The 25,762-nt window shown below is 60.7% G+C and carries 22 protein-coding genes; 12 read left to right on the top strand and 10 right to left on the bottom strand.

Features of this window, described 5'->3' with window-relative positions; genetic code table 11:
• Positions 1-3: 3 nt before the first annotated feature.
• From AC1RKJ_RS21580 to AC1RKJ_RS21570, 3 genes are all read right to left on the bottom strand, one after another.
• Positions 4-840, bottom strand: a complete 837-nt coding sequence (locus AC1RKJ_RS21580) for an alpha/beta hydrolase (RefSeq protein WP_492793169.1) — start codon at positions 838-840, stop codon at positions 4-6.
• 85 nt (positions 841-925) lie between these two features.
• Complete coding sequence (locus AC1RKJ_RS21575; protein WP_492793168.1) at positions 926-2,143, bottom strand: MFS transporter; 1,218 nt, start codon at positions 2,141-2,143, stop codon at positions 926-928.
• Positions 2,144-2,284: 141 nt separating this feature from the next.
• Positions 2,285-2,989 carry a GntR family transcriptional regulator gene (locus AC1RKJ_RS21570; RefSeq protein WP_492793167.1) on the bottom strand — a complete coding sequence of 235 codons (705 nt, stop codon included), beginning with the start codon at positions 2,987-2,989 and terminating at the stop codon, positions 2,285-2,287.
• Positions 2,990-3,179: 190 nt separating this feature from the next.
• Here AC1RKJ_RS21570 and AC1RKJ_RS21565 point away from each other — a divergent pair, with 190 nt between their 5' ends.
• The 3 genes from AC1RKJ_RS21565 to AC1RKJ_RS21555 all read left to right on the top strand — a co-directional run bounded on the left by AC1RKJ_RS21565 (position 3,180) and on the right by AC1RKJ_RS21555 (position 5,861).
• Positions 3,180-4,262 (top strand): tartrate dehydrogenase, encoded by a 1,083-nt coding sequence (locus tag AC1RKJ_RS21565; RefSeq protein WP_492793166.1) that lies wholly within the window; start codon positions 3,180-3,182, stop codon positions 4,260-4,262.
• Positions 4,263-4,340: 78 nt separating this feature from the next.
• Positions 4,341-5,324, top strand: a complete 984-nt coding sequence (locus AC1RKJ_RS21560) for a tripartite tricarboxylate transporter substrate-binding protein (protein WP_492793165.1) — start codon at positions 4,341-4,343, stop codon at positions 5,322-5,324.
• Positions 5,325-5,465: 141 nt separating this feature from the next.
• Positions 5,466-5,861, top strand: a complete 396-nt coding sequence (locus AC1RKJ_RS21555) for a carboxymuconolactone decarboxylase family protein (RefSeq protein WP_492793164.1) — start codon at positions 5,466-5,468, stop codon at positions 5,859-5,861.
• Between the two features lie 140 nt (positions 5,862-6,001).
• Here AC1RKJ_RS21555 and AC1RKJ_RS21550 read toward each other — a convergent pair whose 3' ends face one another.
• The 5 genes from AC1RKJ_RS21550 to AC1RKJ_RS21530 form a co-directional block, all read right to left on the bottom strand.
• Entirely contained in the window at positions 6,002-6,709 is a 708-nt protein-coding gene (locus tag AC1RKJ_RS21550; protein ID WP_492793163.1) for an ABC transporter ATP-binding protein, read from the bottom strand.
• Positions 6,696-7,439 (bottom strand): ABC transporter ATP-binding protein, encoded by a 744-nt coding sequence (locus AC1RKJ_RS21545; RefSeq protein ID WP_492793162.1) that lies wholly within the window; start codon positions 7,437-7,439, stop codon positions 6,696-6,698. Before AC1RKJ_RS21545 ends, AC1RKJ_RS21550 begins: the two co-directional genes overlap by 14 nt.
• Positions 7,436-8,365: a branched-chain amino acid ABC transporter permease gene (locus tag AC1RKJ_RS21540; protein WP_492793161.1), complete on the bottom strand. Its 930-nt coding sequence runs from the start codon at positions 8,363-8,365 to the stop codon at positions 7,436-7,438. Before AC1RKJ_RS21540 ends, AC1RKJ_RS21545 begins: the two co-directional genes overlap by 4 nt.
• A gap of 1 nt (position 8,366) precedes the next feature.
• Complete coding sequence (locus AC1RKJ_RS21535) at positions 8,367-9,221, bottom strand: branched-chain amino acid ABC transporter permease (protein WP_492793159.1); 855 nt, start codon at positions 9,219-9,221, stop codon at positions 8,367-8,369.
• Positions 9,222-9,331: 110 nt separating this feature from the next.
• Positions 9,332-10,552 carry an ABC transporter substrate-binding protein gene (locus AC1RKJ_RS21530; protein WP_492793158.1) on the bottom strand — a complete coding sequence of 407 codons (1,221 nt, stop codon included), beginning with the start codon at positions 10,550-10,552 and terminating at the stop codon, positions 9,332-9,334.
• 396 nt (positions 10,553-10,948) lie between these two features.
• Here AC1RKJ_RS21530 and AC1RKJ_RS21525 point away from each other — a divergent pair, with 396 nt between their 5' ends.
• From AC1RKJ_RS21525 to AC1RKJ_RS21515, 3 genes are all read left to right on the top strand, one after another.
• Positions 10,949-11,968, top strand: coding sequence for a TRAP transporter substrate-binding protein (locus tag AC1RKJ_RS21525; protein ID WP_492793157.1), 1,020 nt, complete (start codon positions 10,949-10,951; stop codon positions 11,966-11,968).
• A 9-nt stretch (positions 11,969-11,977) separates the two neighbouring features.
• Positions 11,978-13,873, top strand: coding sequence for a TRAP transporter large permease (locus AC1RKJ_RS21520; RefSeq protein WP_492793156.1), 1,896 nt, complete (start codon positions 11,978-11,980; stop codon positions 13,871-13,873).
• Between the two features lie 396 nt (positions 13,874-14,269).
• Positions 14,270-15,043, top strand: a complete 774-nt coding sequence (locus AC1RKJ_RS21515) for a ferredoxin--NADP reductase (protein ID WP_492793155.1) — start codon at positions 14,270-14,272, stop codon at positions 15,041-15,043.
• Here AC1RKJ_RS21515 and AC1RKJ_RS21510 read toward each other — a convergent pair whose 3' ends face one another.
• Both AC1RKJ_RS21510 and AC1RKJ_RS21505 read right to left on the bottom strand, forming a co-directional pair.
• Positions 15,044-15,961 (bottom strand): response regulator, encoded by a 918-nt coding sequence (locus AC1RKJ_RS21510; RefSeq protein WP_492793154.1) that lies wholly within the window; start codon positions 15,959-15,961, stop codon positions 15,044-15,046.
• Positions 15,951-19,337: a hybrid sensor histidine kinase/response regulator gene (locus AC1RKJ_RS21505; RefSeq protein WP_492793255.1), complete on the bottom strand. Its 3,387-nt coding sequence runs from the start codon at positions 19,335-19,337 to the stop codon at positions 15,951-15,953. The genes AC1RKJ_RS21510 and AC1RKJ_RS21505 overlap by 11 nt, the downstream gene beginning before the upstream one ends.
• 160 nt (positions 19,338-19,497) lie before the next feature.
• On the opposite strand from AC1RKJ_RS21505, the gene urtA reads away from it, so the two are divergent.
• The 6 genes from urtA (at position 19,498) to fmdA (ending at position 25,746) form a co-directional block, all read left to right on the top strand.
• Positions 19,498-20,760, top strand: a complete 1,263-nt coding sequence (gene urtA, locus AC1RKJ_RS21500; RefSeq protein ID WP_492793153.1) for an urea ABC transporter substrate-binding protein — start codon at positions 19,498-19,500, stop codon at positions 20,758-20,760.
• A 126-nt stretch (positions 20,761-20,886) separates the two neighbouring features.
• Positions 20,887-21,813: an urea ABC transporter permease subunit UrtB gene (gene urtB / locus AC1RKJ_RS21495; RefSeq protein WP_492793152.1), complete on the top strand. Its 927-nt coding sequence runs from the start codon at positions 20,887-20,889 to the stop codon at positions 21,811-21,813.
• A gap of 12 nt (positions 21,814-21,825) precedes the next feature.
• Complete coding sequence (gene urtC / locus AC1RKJ_RS21490) at positions 21,826-23,019, top strand: urea ABC transporter permease subunit UrtC (RefSeq protein WP_492793151.1); 1,194 nt, start codon at positions 21,826-21,828, stop codon at positions 23,017-23,019.
• 10 nt (positions 23,020-23,029) lie between these two features.
• The gene (gene urtD, locus AC1RKJ_RS21485; protein ID WP_492793150.1) at positions 23,030-23,785 is read left to right on the top strand and encodes an urea ABC transporter ATP-binding protein UrtD; all 756 of its coding nucleotides are present in this window, start codon (positions 23,030-23,032) and stop codon (positions 23,783-23,785) included.
• 10 nt (positions 23,786-23,795) lie between these two features.
• Positions 23,796-24,485: an urea ABC transporter ATP-binding subunit UrtE gene (gene urtE / locus AC1RKJ_RS21480; protein ID WP_492793149.1), complete on the top strand. Its 690-nt coding sequence runs from the start codon at positions 23,796-23,798 to the stop codon at positions 24,483-24,485.
• Positions 24,486-24,516: 31 nt separating this feature from the next.
• Positions 24,517-25,746, top strand: a complete 1,230-nt coding sequence (fmdA, locus tag AC1RKJ_RS21475; RefSeq protein ID WP_492793148.1) for a formamidase — start codon at positions 24,517-24,519, stop codon at positions 25,744-25,746.
• The last annotated feature ends 16 nt before the right edge of the window (positions 25,747-25,762 follow it).

Here is a 25,762-nt window from a genome sequence, read left to right as displayed (position 1 = left end):
CTTTCAAAAGAGCCGGCGGACCAGCGTCGTCAGGCGGCCCGTTGGCGACGCCAGTTCATCCATCATGGTGAAGTGGTTCGCCCGGGGGATTTCCTCGTACACGACAGGCAGCCCGTGGGTTGCGCGGTGAGCTGCAAACTCGGCGGACTGCTGGCGCAGCAGCGGCAGTTCGCCGCTTCCGGCCACGACGACGAGGGGCTTGTTGACGCCGCCCGGTTGCAACATCGGCGAGTTGCGGCGGCTCATGGCTTCGTCGAGCCCGAGCTTGGCGTTGAGATAGCTGTGGCGGATCGGTTCGAGATCGTAGATGCCGCTGATCAGAAGCCCGGCCTTGATGCGCGGATGCCCGAGCACCATGGACGACAGATGACCGCCGGCCGACCAGCCCGACACCACGATCTGCTCGGGATCGCCGCCCAGCGCAGGCAATTCTCCGGCAAGATAGTCGATGCCGGTGCGGACCTCATCCACGATCTGGTCCAGCGTGGCATCGGGCGCAAGCGTGTAGCCCATAAAGGCGACGTTGATGCCGTGCTTCATGGGACCCGCGGCACAGAACGTGAAGTTCTCCTTCGCGCGCGTCTGCCAGTAGCCGCCATGAATGAAAACCAGCGTCGGGCCGCCCGTGTTCGCTTTCAGGAGGTCGATGCGGTTGCGCTCGCGCGGGCCGTAGCGAAGATCGAGCGACTGCGGATAGCGGGCGCGCATCTCGGCGGAGGCCTTTTCCCATCCGCCGACGATGGTGGCTGTTTCAGGCACGTGAAGCGTGTTGTTCAGGCCGAGATCAAGCTGCTCTTGTGTCAGCTTGCGCCAATCCGGTGCGTCGCGCGGGGTACTCATGACGAAACCTCTCGGATGGGCGTCTTGTTGTCCGGGCAATGATCGCAACTGCATGTCGCGAACGCAACCTGCATGATGGCAGAGATTACTGCCGCAGCGCGGGGACAACAAGAAACGGGATCATGCCGAGAACGACACTCACCAGCGAGAACACCAGCAGGACATCGTAGTTTCCGGTGAAATCGTGAATCAGGCCGCCGGCCCATGAGCCCAGCGCCGCGCCCAGTCCGCTGCCGATGGAGATTGTGCCGTAGATGGTGCCGACGCGCTCGCCGCGAAATATCTTCAGCGCGGTTGCGGAAATGAGCGGCCCGCGCGAACCGATCATGCTGCCGAAGCAAACCACGAAGGCGGTCAGCATCCAGACGTTCGGGTAGAAGCGCAGCAGCCAGAGCAGGCCGATGCCGATGATCGATAGCGCGTAGCTGAACAGCACGGAGCGCCGGCGGCCGATGATTCCGTCAAGCCAGGTCACCCCCAGCATGCCAAACAGCAGCACGACCCCGCTGAAGCCCCACGCGGTCGCGGCCTGCAAAGGCGGGAAACCGGCATCGACAAGATAGGCGACGATTTGTACCGCAATGGAAAACATGCCCACGGCGGTAAAAAAGAACGTGAAGAACAGCGACCAGAAAGCATGGTGACGCATGGCGCTGACGAGCGTCCAGTCGACATAGTTGGCGTCGGCCGATGTGGATTTTGCCAGTGTCGTGGATCCCGTTGCGAAAGTCTTCCAGGGCAGCAACAGCAAAGGCACGAGCAGGACGAGCACCGTGCCGCCCAGAATCTGATACGCGCCGCGCCAGCCGAAATGGTCGATGAGAACCTGCGACAGCGGCAGCAAGATCAGGACACCGGCGCCGGCCGCCGAATAGACCACGGACATGGCGGTCGGCAGCCTCGGTCCGAACCATCGCCCGAGCAGGATGGAATTCGGCACATTGCCGATGCAGGACGCGCCGAACCCGACACACAGACCGAGGGTGAGCTGAAATTGCCAGAGATGCTGGGCGAAGGCTGAGGTGAAAAATGCGCCGCCCAGCAGCAACAGTCCAACGGCGTAAACTGTCCGGGGGCCTGAGTGGTCGAACAGGCGCCCTACGGCCGGATTGGCGAGGCCGGTCGCCAATGCCGCCACGGAGTAAATCGAGATGACTTCGGCGCGATCCCATCCGAAACCCTGCGAGATCGGCAGCAGGAAGACTGTGAAAGTCTCACTCAGCCCGCGCCCGATGATTGATAACGCAAAGCACAGCGCAAGCACACCGAGCGCCGTGTTCATCGGTTTCAACGGTGGCGTCATCGGGCGTGCCGGCAGCGTGAGTCGCGATCCATACCGGATATGAACCGCAATTCCGCGGTCAGGAGCAGGTGCAGTTTTCGAATGCGCCCATGCAATCGTGGGGCTGTTTCGCGACAGCGAAGCTGTTAACGGCCATCCGGCTCAGAGATGCTTCATTCCGAATTGATCCAGCAGCGGAAGAAGCTCGTCGCGGGCGCGCCGCCGATGGCTTTGGGCGTGGCCACACGCCAGTGCCGGATCGCCGCTCTTGATGGCGGCGGCAAGGGCCTGATGCTCCTTGATGGATTTCAGCGGCTTGGCGCGCAGCCGCAGGGTCATCATGCGTGCCCGGTGCGATTGATCCATGATGCTGCGGAACAGCCGGGCGAGACGGGCATTGCCGCTGCGATCGATCAGCGTGCGGTGAAACCGGTCATCCGCGCGCGCCCAAGCGTCGAGATCGTCGTGTTGCAGGGCGGCTTTCATCTCGGCATTGATGGTGTCGAGTTCGACAACGATCGGGCGGCGGGCGGCGGGGCTCATGGCGGCGATCAGCTCCGCGGCCATTCCCTCAAGCGCGATGATAACATCGTAGACTTCGCGCATGTCGCCGGGCGACAGCGCCAGCACGGTGACGCCGCGCTTCGGCAGCACGCGAACGAGGCCTTCTTCCTGAAGGCGGATCAGGGCTTCATGAACGGGCGTCCGGCTCATGCCGAGCCGCAGCGCGATCTCCTGTTCCGAACCCTGATAGCCGGGCGGGAAAACGTTGTCGCGAATGGCGGCCTTCATCATCCCATAGGCATCGGCCACCAACGACTGGGTTTTCGCGGGCGGCGGGGCGCCGGGAGCATTCAAGCGATTCATCTGCCGATTCCTAACGAAACAGCCGCAAAGCGCAATCTCGCCGGGATCGCGGATCGTCACCTTGACATGCGTACCATCTTCCATGGAAGATGGCACCTCAAATTGGCAGCCGGAGGGCGGCGGGGGTGCAAAATGCCCGGTCGCTGGCGGCTACCCATCCCGCGTTCTTCTCGGCTATCGGACGGTCATCGTGAAAACTTATCGAATTGCTGCCATCCCCGGAGACGGTATCGGCTCCGAGGTTATTTCCGCCGGTGTGGAAGCGCTCACCGCATGCGCGAAGCGCGATGGCGGGTTCACGTTCGCGTTCGATCATTTCGACTGGGGGTCGGACCGCTACAAGAAAACCGGCGCGTTCATGCCGGACAATGGCCGCGACCTGATCAAGAACCACGATGCGATCCTGTTCGGGTCCGCAGGCGCGCCCGACGTGCCCGATCACGTCACGCTGTGGGGCCTGCGGCTCGCGATCTGCCAGCCGTTCGATCAATACGCCAATGTGCGGCCGACGCGCATCCTGCCCGGTATCGTCAGTCCGTTGCGCAATGTCTCCGGTCCCGAACTGGACTGGGTGATCGTCCGGGAGAATTCCGAAGGAGAGTATGCCGGAGTGGGCGGCCGCGTGCATCGTGGCCTGCCGGAGGAAGTTGCCACCGACGTGTCGATGTTCACGCGGGCAGGGGTCGCGCGCATCATGCGTTTCGCTTTTGCGCTGGCCCGTTCGCGTCCACGCAAGTTCCTGACCGTGGTGACGAAGTCCAACGCGCAGCGCCATGCGATGGTGATGTGGGATGAAATCGCAGCGGAAGTGGCTGCCGAGTTTCCCGATGTCACATGGGACAAGATGCTGGTCGACGCCATGACCATGCGTATGACGCTCAAGCCCGAGACGCTGGACACCATCGTCGCGACCAATCTTCATGCCGATATTCTGTCCGATCTGGCGGCGGCGCTGGCCGGCTCGCTCGGCATTGCACCGACCGCCAACCTTAATCCCGAGCGCCAGTTTCCGTCGATGTTCGAGCCAATTCATGGCTCGGCCTTCGACATCACCGGCAAGGGCATCGCCAATCCGGTCGGCACGTTCTGGTCCAGTGTCATGATGCTGGAACATCTCGGCGAGCCATCCGCGGCGGCGCGCCTGATGCGGGCGATCGAGAAGGTCACGGCGGACAAATCGCTGCACACGCCGGATCTGGGCGGAAAAGCCCGAACGGCCGACGTCACGAAGGCCGTGTGCGACGCGCTCATCGGAGACAATCAAGCGGACTGAAATCCAGCCAGCGGTAAAGGTCAAAAGAACAAAAACAAGAACACGGCAAGGAAACAAAAGCACAGGGAGAAGGACGTCATGCGGAAGCTATTCGTTGGACTTGTATTCTCGATAACGGCGCTGTTGCCGGTCGGCATCGAACGCGCCACGGCACAGGACTTTCCGTCTCGTCCGGTCACCCTGATCGTTCCGGCCGCTGCGGGCGGGCCAACGGATGCGGTCTCCCGCCTGGTCGCGGAATCGATGGGGCAAACGCTGGGTCAGCGAATTATTGTCGAGAATGTCGGCGGCGCGGGCGGCACCATTGGCATGACGCGTGTCGCGAACTCTCCCGCCGACGGATACATGGTGACGGTCTGGCATATCGCGCAGGCGACCGCGCCGACTCTTTATGACAACCTGCGCTACAACGTGATCGACGATTTCGATTCCATCGGCCGCATCGCTGACGTTCCGATGACGGTCGTCGGCAAGGCCGGCCTTGAGCCGAAGACGGCCAAGGAACTGATCGACTGGATCAAGCAGAAGAAGAGCGCGGTCACCTATGCCCATGCAGGCATCGGTTCGGCGTCGCATCTGTGCGCGATCATGTTGATGAGCGCCATCGATACGCAGATGACCGCCTTGTCGTATCGCGGGACCGGGCCGGCGATGACCGATCTTCTCGGCGGCCAGTTCGACGTGATGTGCGACCAGACCACGACCACCACGATGCAGATCAAGGAAAACAAGATCAAGGGCTACGCCGCGACGACCAGGGAGCGGCTGAAGGTTTTGCCCGATCTGCCGACCCTCGATGAGGTCGGCCTCAAGGGCTTCGAGGTGGCTGCGTGGCACGCGATGTGGGCGCCCAAGGGACTGCCTGCCGATGTCCAGAAGAAACTGAGCGACGCCTTGCAGACCGCATTGAAGGACCCGAAAGTCATCGAGCGTCTGGCCGCACTGGGCACGGAGCCTGTGAAACCTGCGCAGGCAGGTCCGCAAGCACTGTCCGCCCATCTCAAGGCCGAAGTCGCAAAATGGTCGCCTGTCATCAAGGCCTCGGGCGCGAAGGCGAACTAGGCGAACCTGATACGATGATCGTCCGGCGGCGCAACGCCGCCGGACGATCATGGCGGCAACGCGCAAACAGGCGATTGTCGGATCAACGAAGAGCCGCTAAGGCTGATAAATCATCATTGGTTGAAGTGTCTGGAGGACGTCATGAGCGGCGAAAGCGAACAATTCAAAAAAGGTCTGGCCGTCCGTCGTGACGTTCTGGGCAAGGACTATGTCGACAACAGCATCGCCAAGGCCGACGATTTCATGATGGCGTTCCAGGGCATCACCACCGAATGGTGCTGGGGCTATGCATGGACGCGGCCCGGCCTCGATCGCAAGACGCGCAGCATGCTCAATCTCGCCATGCTGACGGCGCTGAAAGCGCCCAATGAGCTCAAGCTCCATGTCAAAGGCGCACTGGTCAACGGCGTCACCGTGGATGAGATCAAGGAAATCCTGCTGCACGCCACGGTCTACAGCGGCATTCCTGCAGGCCTCGAGGCCTTCAAGGCCGCGCACGAGGTGCTGAAAGCCGAAGGTGCGCTCGACAAGAAGTAACGCGGCATATCTGAGGTTACAATTTTTCTACGGCGTCATGCCCGGCCTTGTGCCGGGCCATCTACGTCTTAAGAGCATAGCGACAAACAGGCGTAGATGGCGGGAGGAGCCCGGCCATGACAATATGCTGATCTCTGTCGTCAAACTCCCAGATACACCTGACGAATATACTCGTCACCCGCGAGGTCCTTTGCCGTGCCTTCGCGGATGGTGTGACCGTGTTCGAGCACATAGACGCGATCGGTGATCTTCAGGGTAGAGGTTGCGTCCTGCTCGACGATCAGGATGGCGGTGCCATCCTTCCGGATCTGCTGGATTGCGTCGAAGATCAGACCCTTCAGCCGCGGGGCGATGCCGACCGACGGCTCGTCGAGCAACAGCAGTTCGGGGCGGCCCATCAGCGCGCGGCTGATGGCAACCATCTGCTGTTCGCCGCCGGAGAGCGTGCTGGATTGCTGCCACTGCCGTTCGCGCAGCACGGGAAACAGCGTGAACACGCGCTCCAGATCGGCGCTGATCTCGGCGGTGTTCTTGCGCAGATACGCGCCGAGTTGCAGGTTCTTCAGCACCGACAGTTCGGAGAACAGCTTGCGGCCTTCGGGGCAGTGACAGATGCCGCGCGCAACCACATCGTAAGGCGCGACGCCCTCAAGCGATTGATCCTTGAACTTCAGTGTGCCCTGCGACGGAATCGAGCGTGAGATGGCTTTGAGCAGCGTGGTCTTGCCGGCCCCATTGGGGCCGAGCACGCCGACCAGTTCGCCTTTTTCGACCTTGATTGAGACGGATTCGATGGCGAGCGCCTTGCCGTAGCTGACGCGCAGGTTGGAGACTTCAAGCAGAGGCATGGGTGTCCTCCGTCTTGCCGATGTACGCTTCGACCACCTTCGGATTTTTCACGATCTCATCCGGGGGGCCGACCGCGATGATCTCGCCGAAATTCATCACGATCACCCGAGAGACCAGCGCCATGAACTCGCGCAGCTTGTGTTCGATCAGAAGGATGGTCAGGTTTTCCTCGCGATGCAGGCGTTTGATCAGTTGCGCCAGCGGTTCGATTTCGCTGCTGCCCAATCCAGCGAAGGGTTCATCGAGCAGCAGCAGGTCGGGCCGGGTCGCCAGCGCGCGGGCGATTTCGAGCCGCCGCAGGTCGCCGTAGGGCAGCGTTTCAACCGGCTCCAGCCCGCGTCCTCCGAGACCGACCTGTTCGAGCAGGTGGCGCGCGCGGTCTTCCTTGTCTTTGTCCTGATGTGCGCGGGGCGACATGCAGGCGACGAGCACGTTTTCAAGCAGGTTCATGCCGACGAACGGCCGCGTGAGCTGGAAGGTACGCGCCATGCCGCGATTGACGATCTTGTACGGCGCGAGGCCCTGCAGCGCCTCGTTGTTGAACTTGATGGTGCCGGACGTCGGCGCCATGAAGCCGGTGAGCAAATTGAACAGCGTCGTCTTGCCGGCGCCGTTCGGCCCGAGGATTCCGGTGAATTCGCCTTTCTGCAGCGTGAAGGTCGCGTTCTTCACGGCTGTGAGGCCGCCGAAGCGCTTGGTGACGTCGTGGACTTCGAGCAACGCCGTCATCGGAAACGCTCCGTCAACCGGCGCCAGAGCGGCGCGACCAGGCCGTTCGGCAGGAAGAACAGGATCAGCATCAGGGTGAGCGTGTAGATCCAGAGCCGGTACTCGCCGAAGCCGCGCAGCATCTCGGTGAGCAGGGTGAGAAGGATCGCTGCGATGGCCGCGCCATAGATCGAGCCGATGCCGCCGACGTAGCACATGATGATGATGGTGATCGACACGATGACCGAGAACAGCGGCGGGCTGACCTGAAGCTGGTAATGCGCATAAAGCGCGCCGCCGAGCCCCGCGAACGCCGCGCTGATGGCCAGCGATGCGATCTTGTAGAAGGTGACGTTGATGCCGGCGGCCTGACAGGTTGCCTCGTCGCCGCGAATGGCGCGCAGCAGCAGGCCCCAATGCGATTGCGCGAGAAGCGTCAGCGCGATCACGGTGACGACGAGGACCGCCAGCACGAACCAGTAGTAGTGCATGGGATTACGAATTAGCGGTTCGAGGCCATAGAGGCCTTCTTCGCCACCGGTCTGCTCCCAGAAGATCAGGCAGAGGCGTTGCAGGATTGCGGACGCCGACAGCATCGCCAGCGCGAAGTAGGGCCCGCGCAGGCGTAATGTCGGAAAGCCGACGATGAGACTGAATGCCACCGCAATAACGACGGCGGCGGGCAGGCTGTACCACGGATTGGCAAACCAGATCGTCGCAAGAAAGCCCGCGGTGTAAGCACCTGCGCCGATGAACAGCGAGTGGCCGAAATTTTCGCGGCCGGTCAGGCCGGACATGAAATCCCAGCTCGACGCCCAGATGCCGTAGATGGCGCAGACCGTCAGCACGCCGGTGAGGTAGTTGCTCGCCACGAACACCGGAGCCAGCGCCAGGATGGCGACGACCGCGATTCCACCGGCGATATCGATCGTTGAGACCTGCCGCATGTCAGAAAGCCGCCCGCCGGCCGAGAATTCCGGACGGTCTGATCATGAGTGTGATGACGACCGCGACCAGCGACACCAGTTCGGTCCATGACGTCGAAACCAGATAGGCCACGATGGTTTCGGAATAGCCGAGGATCAGCGAGGCAATGATGCTGCCCGGGATCGATCCCAATCCGCCGACAATGACGATGGCGAAGGCTTTCACCATCGGCAGCAGCCCCATGGTCGGCTGTACGGTAAGAAATGGCGACACCAGCACGCCGGCTAGCGCCGCGGTGCCGGCCGAAATCGCCATGACAATGGAGAAAATGCGGTTGGTCGGAATGCCCATGTATTGCGCGGCCTCCGGGTCCTGCGACACAGCGAGAATGGCCGCGCCGAGCCGCGTGCGCTGGATGAACAGCCACAGCATGAGCAGCACCAGGACGCCGGCGACAAGCGCGAGCAATCTCTGGCCGCCGATGTCGACGCCGCCGATCGAAACCTTGTCCGCTACGAAGGAGGGGACGTTGCGGTATTCGGAGCCGAAGGTGATGAACAGCGCCTGCTCGACGGCAAGTGAAACGGCCAGCGTAATCATCAGCACCGCGAGCTGCGACGCGCGCAGCGGCCGCACCAGATAGCGCTCCATAAGAACGCCAAATCCCGCGACCAGCAGGACGGCCAGCGGTGCCGCGATGAACAGTGGGAAATTCAGCAAGGAGGTGAAGACGTAGGCGGCATACGCGCCCAAAGCGTAGAATGCGCCGTGCGCGAGATTGAGGATGCGGGCGACACCGAAGATGAGCGTGAAGCCCACCGCGAGCATCGCGTAAATTGCGCTGGAGACCGCGCCGTAAATCAGGATTTCGAGCATGGATCCCTGCTGTTCCTAGTGTCCCGTATCCGACGTTCGCTTCACCCTTCCAGAGCGAAGGGATGCGGCCGGTAAGTTCATTACCGGCCGCGTCTCACGACAAGTACAGATCAGTTCATCCAGGGCGGCGGGATCATCTTCCCCGTTTCGGAAGCCTTCGGCCACACGACGATGCGTGCGCCGTCCTTCTGCCATTGCGCGAACAACAGGTTCTGCAGGCCGGGTCCGGTCTTCACATCGTGGACTTCGTCGAACTGGATCTTGCCGGCGATGCCGACATAATCCGTCTTCTCGAGTTCCTTGATGACCGCACTCGGCTCGACCGAGTTGGCGCGCTTCACGGCCTCCGCGTAGACGTAGATCGCGTCGTAGGCGCCGACGCCGGTGTAGACAGGCGCCGTTCCGAAGCGTTTGACGAACTCGTCCCAGAAAGGGATCGTCTTGGGCGTCAGTTCGGCGCGGGTCGCGAACAGGCCGACGGTCTCGGACAGCGCCTTGCCGCTCACGCGGGTGAAGAAGTCCGCGTCCTGGCTTTTCACATCGATGCCGCCGATCGGAATCGGCACCTGCGCGTCATGCCACTGCTTGACGAAGATGTCCGAGGAGGCGTGCGACAGGATCACGATCAGATACTGCGCGCCGCTGGATTTCACCTTGGCAAACAGCGGCGAGAAGTCCGAGGTCGATGTGTCGAAGAATTCGGCCAGCGGCACTTCGGTGCCGCCCTCGACCGCGCCCTTCTTCAGGATCGGAACGAGATCCTGCACCCACTTGGCGTTCTCGCCGACAATGGCGATCTTCTTCAAGCCCATCTCGCCCTTGAGCTTGCCGTTGATGAAGTCGACCAGTGCGCGGGCCTGATGGCCGGCATGGATCGGGGAAACCCGGAAGATATACTTGTAGTTCTCGTAGTCGGCCTTCACCTTCGCGGTGATCGCTGGAGAGGCCGCGCCGACGCCGAGGTAGATCGTCTTCGCATTGGAAATGTGCGGCAACTGGGCCAGCGTCACGCCGCTGGTGTAACCGCCGATCAGCACATCGACCTTGTCGTCGGCTGTGAGCTTCTTGATCGCCGCGATGCCCTGTTCGGGGTTTTCGGTTTCATCCGCAGCCACCATTTCAAGTTTGCGACCGACGAGGCCGCCTTTGCTGTTGATGTCCTCGATCGCCATTTTAATGGCATTCTGCGTATCGCGTCCGACCTGAAGCTGGACCGAGGTGGGAACGCCGATCTTGATGGGGCCTTGCTGCGCTGACGCCGGGGTTGTGGAGAGAAGCGCTCCGGCGCTTAAGATGCTCGCAGTTGCGAGCAGGTTGAGAAATGACTTCATGACGTTTCTCCCTGATGCATCCGAATTCGTGTCCGGTGCTTTTTATTTGCATCGACAGACTGCCCGCCGGGACAAGATCAAGTCAAGCAAAGATCGGATGATTGCAGCGACAGTTCATGTAGCGGTTCATGGAAGAGGTGATCCGGTAACAGCGAGATCAGAAACGTCGCTCGCCTGACGTAATGTTGCAGCGCCAAAAGCTGGGAACCGTCACGTTGAAGTGTTTGAAACGGATCGTGCATGACGGCAGCTCCGTCGTGAGGATGTAAAATAATCCCGCGGCCACTGCGTTTTGTGGGCGCGGATGATTTGACATTTTGTCGCAACATGGATGATCTGCCGCGGTCGGCTTCCGATCAAGAAGCAACAAAAACAACACCCTTAGGGAGAAGACCAATGAACGTCTCACGCCGCGCTTTGCTCAAATCGTCAGCAGCCGCCACCGTCATGGCCGGCGTCGGCGCGCCGCTCGTGGCCCGGGCGCAGCAGGCCGAATTTGTCTATAAATTCGCCAACAACTTACCGGATACGCACCCCATTAATGTGCGATCCCGCGAAATGTCCGCGGCCATCAAGCAGGAGACCAACGGCCGCGTCGATATCCAGATTTTCCCGAGCAGCCAGCTTGGGTCCGACACCGATACGCTGAGCCAGCTTCGTTCGGGTGGCGTGGAGTTCTTCACGCTGTCTGGTCTCATTCTGGCGACGCTAGTCCCGGCGGCGTCCATCAACGGCATCGGCTTTGCCTTCCCGGATTACCCGGCGGTCTGGAAAGCCATGGACGGCGATCTCGGCGAATACATTCGCGGGCAGATCACCAAGGCCAACCTCGTGGTGCTGGACAAGATCTGGGACAACGGATTCCGGCAGACCACGTCATCCACCAAGCCGATCAAGACTCCCGAGGACTACAAGGGCTTCAAGATCAGGGTGCCGGTCTCGCCGCTGTGGACCTCGATGTTCAAGGCGTTCGATGCATCGCCTGCGTCGATCAATTTCAACGAAGTCTATTCAGCGTTGCAGACTAAGATCGTCGAAGGTCAGGAAAATCCGCTCGCGCTGATTTCGACCGCGAAACTTTACGAAGTGCAGAAGTATTGCTCGCTGACCAACCACATGTGGGACGGCTACTGGTTCCTCGCCAACCGCCGTGCGTGGGAGCGGTTGCCGCCCGACGTGCGCACCATCGTCGCCAAGAACGTCAACGGCGCCGCACTGAAGGCGCGTGAGGACACCGAAAAGCTGAACGCCAATCTGCAGGCGGAATTGGCGGGGAAGGGATTCCTGTTCAACCAGCCCGATCTCGCGCCGTTCCGCGAGAAGCTCAAGCAGGCTGGATTCTACGCGGAGTGGAAGGCCAAGTATGGCGACGAGGCCTGGGCGATTCTGGAAAAGAACGCCGGCAAGCTGACGTAACCGACGGTCATGAACGAGCCAGTATCCTTGACCCCGGTTGGCACTGCGGGTGCGGCAGCCATTGCCGCGCCCGGGCGCAGTGCGCTCTCGTCGATCGAAGTCATGCTCGGGCGGCTGGTTGAAATTCCTGCCGCGCTGCTGGCCATCGCGGAAATCGTCATCCTGTTCGCGGGCGTGGTATCGCGTTACGTTTTCCATAGTCCGTTGATATGGTCCGACGAGCTGGCCTCCATTCTCTTTCTGTGGCTGGCCATGTTCGGCGCGGTGGTGGCTTTCCGCCGCTCCGAACACATGCGCATGACGGCGGTGGTGGCAAAATGCCAGCCGTCGATGCGCGTGTTCCTCGACATATGCGGCACCTGTGCGGCGCTGGCCTTTCTGCTGATGATTGCGCTGCCGTCTTATGAATATGCCTACGAGGAAAGTTTCATCACGACACCCGCGCTTCAGATTTCCAATTCGTGGCGCGCTGCCGCGCTGCCCATCGGCGTGTGTTTGATGGTGGTGTTCGCGCTGTTGCGGCTGGCGCGGCACACGGACAAAAAGCAACTCCTCGTGGCGGTGCTGTCCGTGAGCGCGATCGTCGCCGCATTCTGGTTCGCGCAGCCGGTGCTGCGGCCGCTCGGCAATCTCAACCTCGTCATTTTCTTCATTGGTGTCGTGGCGCTCTGCGTCTTCGCTGGCGTGCCGATCGCTTTTGCATTCGGCCTCTCGATCTTCGGCTATCTCGTGCTGACGACGCATACGCCGCCGATGGTGCTGGTCGGGCGGATGGACGAGGGCATGAGCCATCTCATCCTGCTTGCCGTGCCGCTGTTCGTGTTTCTGGGACTGCTGATCGAAATGACAGGCATGGCGCGCGCCATGGTCGCGTTCCTTGCGAGCCTGCTCGGTCACGTCCGCGGTGGTCTGCATTACGTGCTGATCGGCGCGATGTATCTGGTGTCCGGTATCTCCGGCGCGAAAGCAGCGGACATGGCGGCCGTCGCGCCTGTGCTGTTTCCGGAAATGAAAGCGCGGGGCGCGAAGCCGGGGGATCTGGTCGCGTTACTTGCGGCGACCGGCGCGCAGACCGAAACCATTCCGCCGAGTCTCGTCCTCATTACCATCGGCTCCGTGACCGGCGTGTCCATCGCCGCACTCTTCACCGGCGGTCTGCTGCCGGGCCTGGTGCTGGCGCTCACGCTGTCGGGACTGGTGTGGTGGCGCTATCGCGGCGAAGACTTGAGCCATGTCGAGCGTGCGACCGGAAAGCACATCTTGCGCACATTCATCATTGCACTCCCCGCACTGGCATTGCCGTTCGTGATCCGCGCCGCGGTGGTCGAGGGCGTTGCGACCGCGACAGAGGTCTCGACCATCGGCATCGTCTTTACGATCTTCGCGGGTCTGGCGATCTATCGTCAGTTCGACTGGTCGCGCCTGATGCCGATGCTGATCGAAACGGCGTCATTGTCAGGCGCCATTCTCCTGATCATTGGGACCGCGACCGGAATGGCGTGGGGCCTGACCCAGTCCGGATTTTCCCGCTCGCTCGCGGCGGCCATGACCGGGCTCCCCGGTGGCCCGACCATTTTCATCGCGGTGTCCATCGTGGCTTTCATGATCCTGGGCAGCGTGCTGGAAGGCATTCCCGCCATCGTCCTGTTCGGGCCGCTGCTGTTTCCCATCGCCCACGCTGTCGGCGTTCACGAAGTCCACTATGCGATGATCGTCATTCTCGCGATGGGCATCGGACTGTTCGCGCCGCCGTTCGGCGTCGGATATTATGCCGCCTGCGCGATCGGCAAGGTCGATCCGGCGGAAGGCATCCGGCCGATCTGGGGTTATCTGCTGTCGCTGCTGATCGGGCTCATCATCGTCGCTGCGTTTCCGTGGATTTCCATCGGATTTCTCGCGAAGTAGGAGTTGAATGTTACGGCGCGCGATGCGAGGGCAATTGCCCGATGGTGAAGAAGTAGGAATCGCTGTCAGGGTCGGGGCAGTTCCCGCGACGGCCCGGATCTGGATAGAGTGTAATTTCCTCCCGGCAGGCTCCGTGCGGGAGGAAATTTCTCCTGTGGAACAGGATCTTAGAATGCAACGCCGGTCTGCCTTCAGGGCATGACGCAGGCGCGGTATGTAATTGACGGAAAACGAGAATTCGGCTATTTCACCCCCGTCGTGAATGCTGCCGCCGTCTTCGCCTGCGATGCAGGCCATTCAGCAAAATTCATTGGCGAATGAAGTTCTGCGTGAGGCGTGATCGCCCGCAAGTCCGGCGATTGTGCGCTCACCAATTGCAAGAGCGTGGGTCTGGTTATGAGCAACTTCAATCAGGAAACGGTGCTGAGTGTCCATCACTGGACCGACAATCTGTTCAGCTTCACGACGACACGCGATTCATCGTTCCGGTTCCGGAATGGCGAGTTCACCATGATTGGTCTCAAGGTGAACGAGAAGCCGCTGCTGCGCGCCTACAGCGTCGCGAGCGCGAACTATGAAGAGAACCTCGAATTCTTCTCGATCAAGGTTGCTGACGGTCCGCTGACCTCGCGCCTCCAGCACCTGAAGGAAGGCGACGAGATCATCGTCAGCCGCAAGGCCACCGGCACGCTGGTAATCGACAATCTGACCGACGGCCGCAATCTTTACCTGATCGGCACGGGTACCGGCCTCGCGCCGTTCCTCAGTGTCATCAAGGATCCCGAAACTTACGAGCGTTTCGAGAAGGTCGTGCTTTTGCACGGCTGCCGCCATGTCAAGGAACTGGCTTACGGCGAACTGATCACCGAGAAGCTGCCGCAGGACGATCTGATCGGCGACATGGTGCGCGCCCAGCTGATCTACTATCCGACCGTGACGCGCGACCCGTTCCGCAACCGCGGCCGCATTACCGACCTCATTACGTCGGGCAAGCTGTTCGATGACATTGCATTGCCTCAACTCGACGCCAGCCAGGACCGCGTCATGATGTGCGGCAGCCCGGCGCTGCTTGCGGACACCAAGACGCTGTTGCTCGATCGCGGCTTCGTCGAAGGCAATCACGGCGAACCGGCGGACTTCGTCGTCGAGAAGGCGTTCGCGGAACGCTGATCACATGCGCTGGCGGCTCGCGTTGCTCGCGACGGCCGCCGCGGCGGTCCGGTTTTCCACACCGAGCTTCGCATAGATCTGCTCAAGATGCTTGTCGACGGTGCGCGGGCTGAGGCCGAGAATCTGCGCGATGTCGCGGTTCGTCTTGCCCTTGCTGAGCCATGACAGCACTTCTCCCTCCCGGCTGGTGAGTCCGAGTTCCTTGCTGAACTCCGCCGGTGAATCCGAACTGGTGTCCCGCGCCAGCCGCAGCAAAAACTCGTTCGCACCCAGTCTGCCCATGTATTGCAGGCGCAGCTTCTCGTCGCGAAACGACATCGCAGGCGGCGATTTGGATTCAGCCATCCCCTGGTGCATCTGGCCGAGCCAGTCGAGCCATGGCTCGGGGAGTTCGAGTTTTTCGCTTGTCGCGCGATCGCGCGCGAGCTTCTCCGCCTGCGGCGTGGCCCAGATGATGCGCCCGCGGTGATCGACGGCGAACAGGTAGCGCCCCGACACGTCGAGCGCGGCCCGTGCGCTCTGTGTGAGCCGTGCATTTGCCAAGTGAACCTTGATGCGGGCCAGCATTTCCTTGATCACAATTGGCTTGGCCACGTAATCGACGCCGCCGGCTTCCAGACCTTGCACGATATGCTCGGTTTCGGCCAGTCCCGTCATGAAGATCACCGGCACACCGGCGAGTGTGGTCTCGCGCTTCAGGCGGCGGCAGGTCTCGAAGCCGTCCATTCCCGGCATCACGGCGTCGAGCAGAATAACATCCGGAACGATCTGCTCGCCGATACGCAGCGCCGATGTCCCGTCGAGCGCGACCATCACGGTCATGCCGGCGCCATCCAGTGCGTCGGTGAGCATACGCAGCGTTTCCGGCGAATCGTCGACGATGAGGACCGTATCGCGTGATTTGGCTTCAGTGATCATGGCGCTGCACAGACTTGAGAGTTGCCATGTATTGCCCGAGATCGAACCGTTCCACCAGCGATCTCATCTGCGACACGAACCCGGCGTGTTCCGGATGATCCTTGTCGATCTGATCGAGTTTCAGATGGATGGCGGTGACATAGCCGATCTGTCCCAGATCGATCAATTCGTCGACATATTGAACAGGCGGGCGCGGATCATCGTTCAGATTCCATGCCGGGGCAGGGGGCTCGTCGGGTTGAATGGCGCCCGGTTCATACGACCATTCGATCTTGAGCAACTGGCCGACCAACTCCACCAGACGCGGCACGTCGATCGGCTTCATCAGATAGCCATCGTGGAACGGCTGCGCCAGCGGCGCGCCGTGGGCTTCGAGCGCGCTCGCTGAAATCATCAGGATGCGGGCGTGATGGTGGCCGTTGGCGCGAAGGGTTTCCGCGACCGACCAGCCGTCGATGCCTGCCATGGAGATGTCGAGCAGGAACATGTCCGGCTGACAGTGCTGCGCCAGATTGAGGCATGTCGCGCCGTCAGGCGCGCTCAGGATGATAAAGCCGAGCGGGGCGAGGACCTCGCGCAGCAGATCGCGGTGGGTGGGATCATCGTCGGTGATCAGGATCGTCCGGCGCGGACCGTGATAGCCGTAGATCGGCGCATTGATCGCCTTGATGCGCGTGGGATTGGTCACCTCGGACAGCAGCATCTTCACCTGAAACGTGCTGCCATGGCCGACGGTGCTGGTGACCCGAATGTCGCCGCCCATTACGCCCGCGAGCAATTTGGAAATGGTGAGACCCAGACCCGTGCCGGTCTGGGGTTGCGAGATGCCGAGCGCGCCCCGCTCGAACGGCGCGAAGATGCGCTCCAGATCCTCGGCCTGGATGCCGGGGCCGGTATCGCGGACTTCGAATTCAGCGACGGGGCTGCGATAATGCACGATGAAATGGACGCTCCCGCGTTGGGTGAACTTGATGGCGTTCGACAACAGGTTGATCAGGATCTGCCGCAGCCGCTTCTCGTCGGCGTAGACGACAGGAGGCAGCGTTTCCGGGCGCTGAAACACGAACTCGACGTTCTTCGCGGCGGCTTGCAGCCGGAACATGCCGACAAGCTGATCGAGGAAGGCGTGAAGGCGAACCTCGTCGCGCGACAGGTGAAGCCGTCCGGCCTCGATCTTGGAAATATCCAATAGGCCGTCGATCAACCCCGACAGATGGTCGGCGCTGCGGCGAACGACGCGGACCTGATCGCGCGGCTTCGGCAGGATGGTGGCGTCCTGTTCGAGCAATTGGGCGTAGCCGCTGATGGCATTGAGCGGCGAGCGCAATTCGTGGCTCAGTCCCACCACATACCGGCTCTTGGCGAGGTTGGCCGATTCGGCCACTTCCTTCGCACGCTGAAGCTCCATGTCGGTTTGCCGGTGGGCGTCGATTTCCTGCATCAGCAGCGCGGTCTGCCGTTTCGTCTCCGCTTCAGCGGCCTGACGGCTTTGCCGCGCCAGCACGAATAGCCACGCCACCACGCCGATGATGATCGAGAGCGCGAAGAAGACTTTCCACAGCACGTCGGACAGCTGAATCTGATCGAAACGGATCGCGGTCGCCGTTTGCAGATAGATCAAGCCAAGCGTCAGTCCGACCAGGCCGGCCGACAAAGCGAAGACGCCGAGATAGTGTCCCAGTTGCGAATTGATGCGGGCATAGATGAATTGCGGGAGAACCTTGCCGAGGACGTCCGAGAACTGCGCCTGCACCCGTGCATGCGGTTTGCACAGATCGTGACAGCGCGCGTCCAGCGAGCAGCATAGCGAACAGATCGGGCCGGCATAGGCGGGGCAGGAGGCCATGTCTTCCGGCTCGAACGCATGTTCACAGATGCAGCACTTGATGGTTTCGAGATTCTGCCAGCTTCGCTTCGGCTTGCGCGCGATATAGTACTTTCCGCCGGTGGCCCACGCGATGACGGGCGCCGTAACGAAGGCCACCGCGAGCGCGACAAACGGCGCGAGCGCTTTTGCGGTTGTTCCGAAAAAGCCATAGAACGCCGTGATCGATACAATCGTGGCAATCGTCATTGCGCCGACGCCGACCGGATTGATATCGTAGAGATGCGCGCGCTTGAATTCCATATGCGGAGGCCGCAAGCCGAGCGGCTTGTTGATGATGAGGTCGGCGACCAGCGCACCGACCCAGGCGATCGCCACGTTGGAATAGAGCGCGAGCGTCTGCTCCAGCGCCTTGTAGACACCGATCTCCATCAACAGCAACGCGACCAGCACGTTGAACACGAGCCACACGACCCGGCCCGGATGACTGTGCGTCAATCGCGAGAAGAAATTCGACCATGCGATCGAGCCGGCATAGGCGTTGGTGACGTTGATCTTGAGCTGCGAGAGGATGACGAAGGTGCCCGTCAGCGCCAGTGCGAGATCCGGTTGCGAGAGCACATAGCGAAACGCTTCGAGATACATGTGCGAAGGTTCGGCGGCGTATTCAGCCACCACGCCATGTTTGATCGCGAAGAATGCGAGGAACGAGCCGGCCAGCATTTTGATGGCGCCGGGGACGATCCAGCCGGGGCCGGCGCTGACCATGGCGATCCACCACGCGCGCTTCGAGGTGCGCCGGTCGCGCGGAAGAAATCGCAGGAAGTCGACCTGTTCGCCGATCTGGGCCACCAGCGCAAACACAACCGATGCTGCGGTTCCAAACAGCAGCAGATCGAGATGCCCGTCGGGATTTCCGTGATCTCCCGGAAAGGCCCGCCACTCCGCAAACGAGCCGGGGCTTTTGATCGCGATGGCCGCGAACGGGAGGATGTGAAGCAAGATCCAGAACGGCTGCGTCCATAACTGGAAGCGGCTGATGAGCGTGATGCCGTGGGTGACGAGTGGAATGATGACGATCGCGCTGATGAGATAGCCGATCGGGCGGGGTATGCCGAAGCACAGTTCCAGGGCCATCGCGAGAATCACGGCTTCGATGGCGAAGAAGATAAAGGTGAAGGAGGCGTAGATCAGCGACGTGATCGTCGAGCCGATGTAGCCGAAGCCCGCGCCCCGGGTGAGAAGGTCGATATCGACGCCATATCTCGCTGCGTAATAGGCAATCGGCAGCCCGCAGCAGAAAATAATGACGCTCACGATCAGGATGGCGGCGGTGGCGTTGGTCACGCCGTAGTTCAGGGTGATGGTGCCGCCGATGGCCTCCAGCGCGAGGAAGGAAATCGCGCCCAAAGCGGTATTGGCCACCCGCGCGGCCGACCAGCGGCGCGCGCTCTTGGCCGTGAAGCGAAGTGCGTAGTCTTCCAGCGTTTGGTTCGCAACCCATTGATTGTACTGGCGTCTGACGCGGTCTATCCGCTGACGTCCGGCCACTTTGATCTCCATCGTCACGCGTTACGCGTCCTGATCCCGGTCCCGCAAAATCTACGTCGCGCTTTTGCGGTGAAGTATGCGCGATTTCGCGTATCTGTGCGTTGCACAAACCGGGCCATGTTTTCCCCCATCAGGGCGTTATTCAAAAAAGGGGAAGGCCATGTCAGACGAGAAAAAACAGGGTTTGCAGTCCGCTTTCCGGCGCAAATTGTTGATGGGAATGGCGGCGTTGCCTGCCATGTCGCTGCTTCCGGGGCCGTCATTCGGTGCAGGGCCTGCCACATCCGTGGTCAACACCACGGGACTGGCGGTGACCGATACCGAAGTCACAGTCGGAATCCTGCACTCGGTTACCGGCACCATGGCGATCTCCGAAACGGGATCGGTGCAGGCCGAAAAGCTGGCCATCGAGCAGATCAACGCCTCGGGCGGCGTGCTCGGCCGCAAGATCAAGTTCATTCAGGAAGACGGCGCATCTGACTGGCCGACCTTCGCTGAAAAAGCCAAGAAGCTGCTCGTCAACGACAAGTGCGCGTCGGTCATGGGCTGCTGGACGTCGGCCTCGCGCAAGGCAGTGCTGCCGGTGTTCGAACAATACAACGGCATGCTCTATTATCCGACCTTCTACGAAGGCCTCGAGCAATCGAAGAATGTCATCTATACCGGCCAGGAAGCGACCCAGCAGATCATCGCCGGTCTCGACTGGGTCAACAAGACCAAGGGTGCGAAGTCCTTCTATCTGCTCGGTTCGGATTACATCTGGCCGCGTACCTCAAACAAGATCGCGCGCAAGCACATCGAAGGCCACCTGCAGGGCGCGAAGGTTGTCGGCGAGGAATACTTCCCGCTCGGCCACACGCAGTTCAACTCGGTCATCAACAAGATCAAGCTGACCAAGCCGGACGTGATCTACGCCATCATCGTCGGCGGTTCGAATGTCGCATTCTACAAGCAGCTCAAGGCGGCGGGTATCGATCTCTCCAAGCAGACGCTGCTCACCATCTCCGTGACCGAAGACGAGATCGACGGCATCGGCGGCGAAAACATCGCGGGCGCCTTCGCCTGCATGAAGTACTTCCAGTCGCTCGACAATCCGAACAACAAGGAATTCGTCGCCGCCTTCAAGAAGATGTGGGGCGAGAAGACCGTGATCGGAGACGTCACACAGGCTGCCTATCTTGGCCCGTGGTTGTGGAAGATGACGGTTGAAAAGGCGGGCAGCTTCGACGTCGACAAGATCGCTGAAGCCTCTACCGACATCGAGTTCACCAAGGCGCCGGAAGGCTACGTCAAGATCCATAAGAACCACCATCTTTGGTCCAAGACCCGCGTCGGTCTCGCCGGTCTCGATGGTCAGTTCAAGGTGGTTTACGAGACGCCGAATCTGATCGAGCCCGATCCGTTCCCCAAGGGCTACCAGTAAAAGCGCCGCCGGTAAGCGTCCTTCCGAAAGCTGAGCTCCCTGGCGTGGATTTTTCGGTCCACGTCCGCAGCCCTCGCGCCGCGAATTCGTTCGCGGCGCGAGACTTACTCTCCGCGGAGAATTGAAATGTTCGGCGACTATTCGATTGGCGACCTCGGCGCGATCTTTGCGATGCAGGGCTTCGCGGGTCTCATCCTCTTCTCCGTTTACGTTCTGATGGCGCTCGGGCTTGCGATCATCTTCGGCCAGATGGGCGTCATCAACATGGCGCACGGCGAATTCATGATCCTCGGTGCCTACGTCACGTGGATGACGTCGAATTTCTTTCAGGCCTATCTTCCCTCACTGTTCAGCGGCTACTTCTTTCTCGCGATGGCGTTGGCTTTCATAGCGTCCGGATCACTCGGAATGCTGGTGGAATGGGCGCTGATACGGCACCTCTACAAGCGGCCGCTGGATACGCTGCTTGCGACATGGGGCTTGAGCCTGATCTTGCAGCAAGCCTATCGCTCGATCTTCGGTGCGCGCGAAGTCGGCGTCGAGCTCCCGCAGTGGATGCTGGGATCGAAGCAGATCACCGACACCATCGAAGTGCCCATCAACGGCATCTTCGTGATGTGCCTGACCGTGCTGATCACCATCGCTGTGGCCTACATCATGTATAAATCCCGCTGGGGTCGTCAGGTCCGCGCCGTGGTGCAGAACCGCGTGATGGCCGGCGCGGTCGGCATCAATACCGAGAAGGTCGATCGTTACACCTTCGGCCTCGGCTGCGGCATCGCGGGCATCGCAGGCTCGGCTTTCACCATGATCGGCTCGACCAGCCCGACCTCCGGCCAGCTCTACATCGTCGATACATTTCTTGTGGTCGTGTTCGGGGGCGCGGCCAGCCTGCTTGGCACCATCGCATCGGCATTCACCATCTCCCAGGCGCAGTCCACCATGGAGTTTTTCCTGTCCGGATCGATGGCCAAGGTTCTCACGCTGCTTGCGGTTGTCGGCATCCTCATGCTGCGGCCGCAGGGACTGTTCGCTCTCAAGGTCCGGAAGTGAAAAGGCCAGGAAATGTCCAAGAAAGTCGCCGAGCAAACTGTCGCCAAAGCCGTCAACGACAACCCACGCTTCGCAAATCGCTCCGAACTTTTCGGCATTCTGGTGTTGGCGGTACTGCTGGTCGTCATCCTGCCGCTGACCCTCGACAACTTCCGGCTTAACCTGGTCGCGAAGTATCTGACCTACGCCTTCGTGGCGATCGGACTGGTGATTTGCTGGGGATACGGCGGAATTCTCAGCCTCGGGCAGGGTGTATTCTTCGGCCTCGGTGGCTACTGCATGGCGATGTTTCTCAAGCTGGAAGCATCCAGTGTCGCGAACACCAAGATCCAGTCGACGCCCGGCATTCCTGATTTCATGGACTGGAATCAGATCACGCAGCTGCCGTTATTCTGGAAGCCGTTTCACAGTCTGACATTAACAATTATTGCAATCGTTGTGGTGCCGGCGATCTTCGCCTTCATCATCGGCGCTGCCATGTTCAAGCGCCGCGTCGGCGGCACGTACTTCGCCATCATCACTCAGGCCATCGCAGCGATCCTGACCATCCTTATTATCGGCCAGCAGGGCTACACCGGGGGCGTTAACGGCATCACCGATCTGCGCACGCTGAAGGGCTGGGATATCCGCACCGACAACGCCAAGTTTATCCTCTATTTCGTGGAAGTTGCCTGCTTGTTCGGCTGCATCGGCGTCGCACAATTCATCCGTCATTCGAAGCTCGGGCGAATTCTGGTTGCGATGCGCGAGAAGGAGGATCGCGTCCGGTTCTCAGGCTACAGCGTCGCCAACTTCAAGATATTTGCTTTCTGCGCGGCGGCGGTGTTTGCAGCCATCGGGGGTGCGATGTTCGCTCTCCAGGTCGGTTTCATGTCGCCGTCCTTCGTCGGCATCGTTCCGTCGATCGAAATGGTGATCTATGCGGCGGTGGGCGGCCGCCTGTCCATCCTGGGCGCGATCTACGGCACGCTGCTGGTCAATTTCGCCAAGACCGGCCTGTCGGAATCGTTTCCTGAACTGTGGCTGTTCGGCCTTGGTGCGTTGTTCATCGCAGTGGTGCTGGCGTTCCCGAACGGTCTTGCCGGGATCTGGCGCGATCACATTCAGAGCCGCATCGATCGCCTGATTTCATCTCGCAAGCCGAAGGCGGGCGGGAAGAGCGGCTGGACCAGCGGTTCTGTCGCTGACGGCGCACCTGCGGAGTAGGGAGAACATCATGCTTGTCGGTCATCAACCCAAGGAATTCCTGCTCGCGGTCGAGGCCTTGACGGTGTCGTTCGATGGCTTCAAGGCCGTCAACGACCTGTCGTTCTACGTCGACGAGAACGAAATCCGCGTCATCATCGGCCCGAACGGCGCGGGCAAAACCACCGTGCTCGATCTGATCTGCGGAAAAACCAAGGCCACATCCGGCTCGATTCAGTTCCGCAATCAGGAACTGACCAAAATGAAGGAAAACCAGATCGTCCAGGCCGGCGTCGGCCGCAAGTTCCAGACGCCGTCGATCTACGACGATCTAACCGTTTTCGAAAATCTCGAAATCTCCTATCCGCGCGGGCGAACGGTGTTCGGCGCGCTGACGTTCCAACGCGATGCGACGGTGCGCGATCGTGTCGAGGAAGTCGCTGAGATGATCTTTCTCAAGGATCGTCTCGCCATGAGTGCGGAATTGCTGAGCCACGGCCAGAAACAGTGGCTAGAGATCGGCATGTTGCTGATCCAGGACCCGGACCTGCTGATGCTCGACGAGCCGGTGGCAGGAATGAGTGTCAGCGAGCGGATCAAGACCGCCGAATTGCTCAACCGCATCATCAAGGATCGTTCGGTGCTGGTGATCGAGCACGACATGAAATTCGTCGAGGACATCGCGCACAAGGTGACCGTGCTGCATCAGGGGAAAATCCTGTCGGAAGGTTCGATGGAGGCGGTCCAGAACGACCCGAAAGTTATCGAAGTCTATCTGGGCCATTAAGGAAGATACCATGCTCGCGATCTCGGATCTCCACGTTGCATACGGACAGAGCGAAGTCCTGCACGGCCTCAATGTCTCCGTCGCGCCCAACGAGATCGTCGCGATCATGGGCCGCAACGGCATGGGCAAGACCACGCTGATGAAGTCGCTGATGGGCATCGTTCCGACCAAGAGCGGCTCCGTCACCATGGAGGGCAGCGAACTCAGCGCGCTCAAAAGTTATGAACGCGTCGCAAAGGGCCTCGCTTATGTCCCGCAGGGCCGGATGATCTTCTCGACCATGACGGTGAAGGAAAACATCGAAACCGGGCTGGTCGCGTCGGGCGAAAGGGACGTCCCTGGCGACATTTATGAATTGTTCCCGGTGTTGCTTGAGATGAAGGGCCGGCGCGGAGGAAATCTTTCGGGCGGCCAGCAGCAGCAGTTAGCCATCGCGCGCGCGCTTGCGACCAAGCCGAAGGTTCTTTTGCTCGATGAACCCACCGAAGGCATTCAGCCGTCGATTATCCGTGAAATGGCACGCACGCTGAAGCGTATCCGCGACGAGCGCGGGCTTTCAATCATCGTGTCCGAGCAGGTTCTCAGTTTCGCGCTGGATGTCGCCGACCGTGTTCTCGTCATCGAAAACGGCGAGATCGTCCGCGATGAAAAGCGCGACGGCATCGATGCTGCGCAGGTCGCGAAATATCTTTCAGTTTAACGAAGCCGATGTAACCAGGGGAGCATCTCAAATGCCAGATACACTGATTAAGGTCGATCTCAACCAGTCGGCCTACGACAACGACAAGGTTCATAACCGCTGGCATCCGGATATCCCGATGGTGGAGTGGGTCAGTCCGGGCGACGATTTCATCATCGAGACCTACGACTGGACCGGCGGCTTCATCAAGAACAACGATTCGGCCGACGACGTTCGCGATATCGATCTGTCGATCGTGCACTTCCTGTCGGGGCCGATCGGCGTCAAGGGTGCGGAGCCGGGCGATCTTCTGGTGGTCGATCTGCTCGATGTCGGGCCGATGAAGGAGAGCCTGTGGGGCTTCAACGGCTTCTTCTCCAAGCAGAACGGCGGTGGCTTTCTGACCGACCACTTCCCCCTGGCGCAGAAGTCGATCTGGGACTTCAAGGGCATGTACACGTCGTCGCGGCATATTCCCGGCGTCAACTTCGCGGGGCTGATTCATCCCGGCCTGATCGGCTGTCTGCCCGATCCGAAGATGCTGTCGATGTGGAACGAACGCGAGACCGCGCTGATCGCGACAGATCCAACCCGCGTCCCGGGTCTCGCCAATCCGCCGTTCGGTCCGACCGCGCATATGGGGCGCCTCAAGGGCGACGCCAAGGCGAAAGCCGCCGCCGAAGGCGCGCGCACCGTTCCGCCGCGCGAACATGGCGGTAACTGCGACATCAAGGATCTGTCGCGCGGCTCGAAGATTTACTTCCCGGTCTACGTTTCGGGCGCAGGTCTCTCGATGGGCGATCTGCATTTCAGCCAGGGCGATGGCGAAATCACCTTCTGCGGCGCCATCGAGATGGCTGGCTGGCTGCATATCAAGGTCGATGTCATCAAGGATGGCATGGCGAAGTACGGGATCAAGAATCCCGTGTTCAAGCCATCGCCGATGACGCCGAACTACAAGGACTACCTGATCTTCGAAGGTATCTCGGTCGACGAGGCCGGCAAGCAGCATTACCTCGATGTGACGGTTGCCTATCGTCAGGCCTGTCTCAACGCTATCGAGTATCTGAAGAAATTCGGATATTCCGGCGCACAGGCCTATTCCATTCTCGGAACGGCGCCGGTGCAGGGGCATATCTCGGGTGTCGTGGACGTTCCGAACGCCTGCGCCACGCTGTGGCTGCCGACGGAAATCTTCGACTTCGACATCATGCCGTCGTCGGCGGGACCGATCAAACACATCAAGGGCGGCATCGATATGCCGCTGTCTCAGGACAAATAGTCCCGCGAAGGAGCGC

It is taken from the genome of Afipia sp. GW822-FHT04G07 (assembly GCF_058800765.1).
Note: the sequence above shows the minus strand (reverse complement) of the source record. Positions and strands in the feature narration are given on the sequence as shown.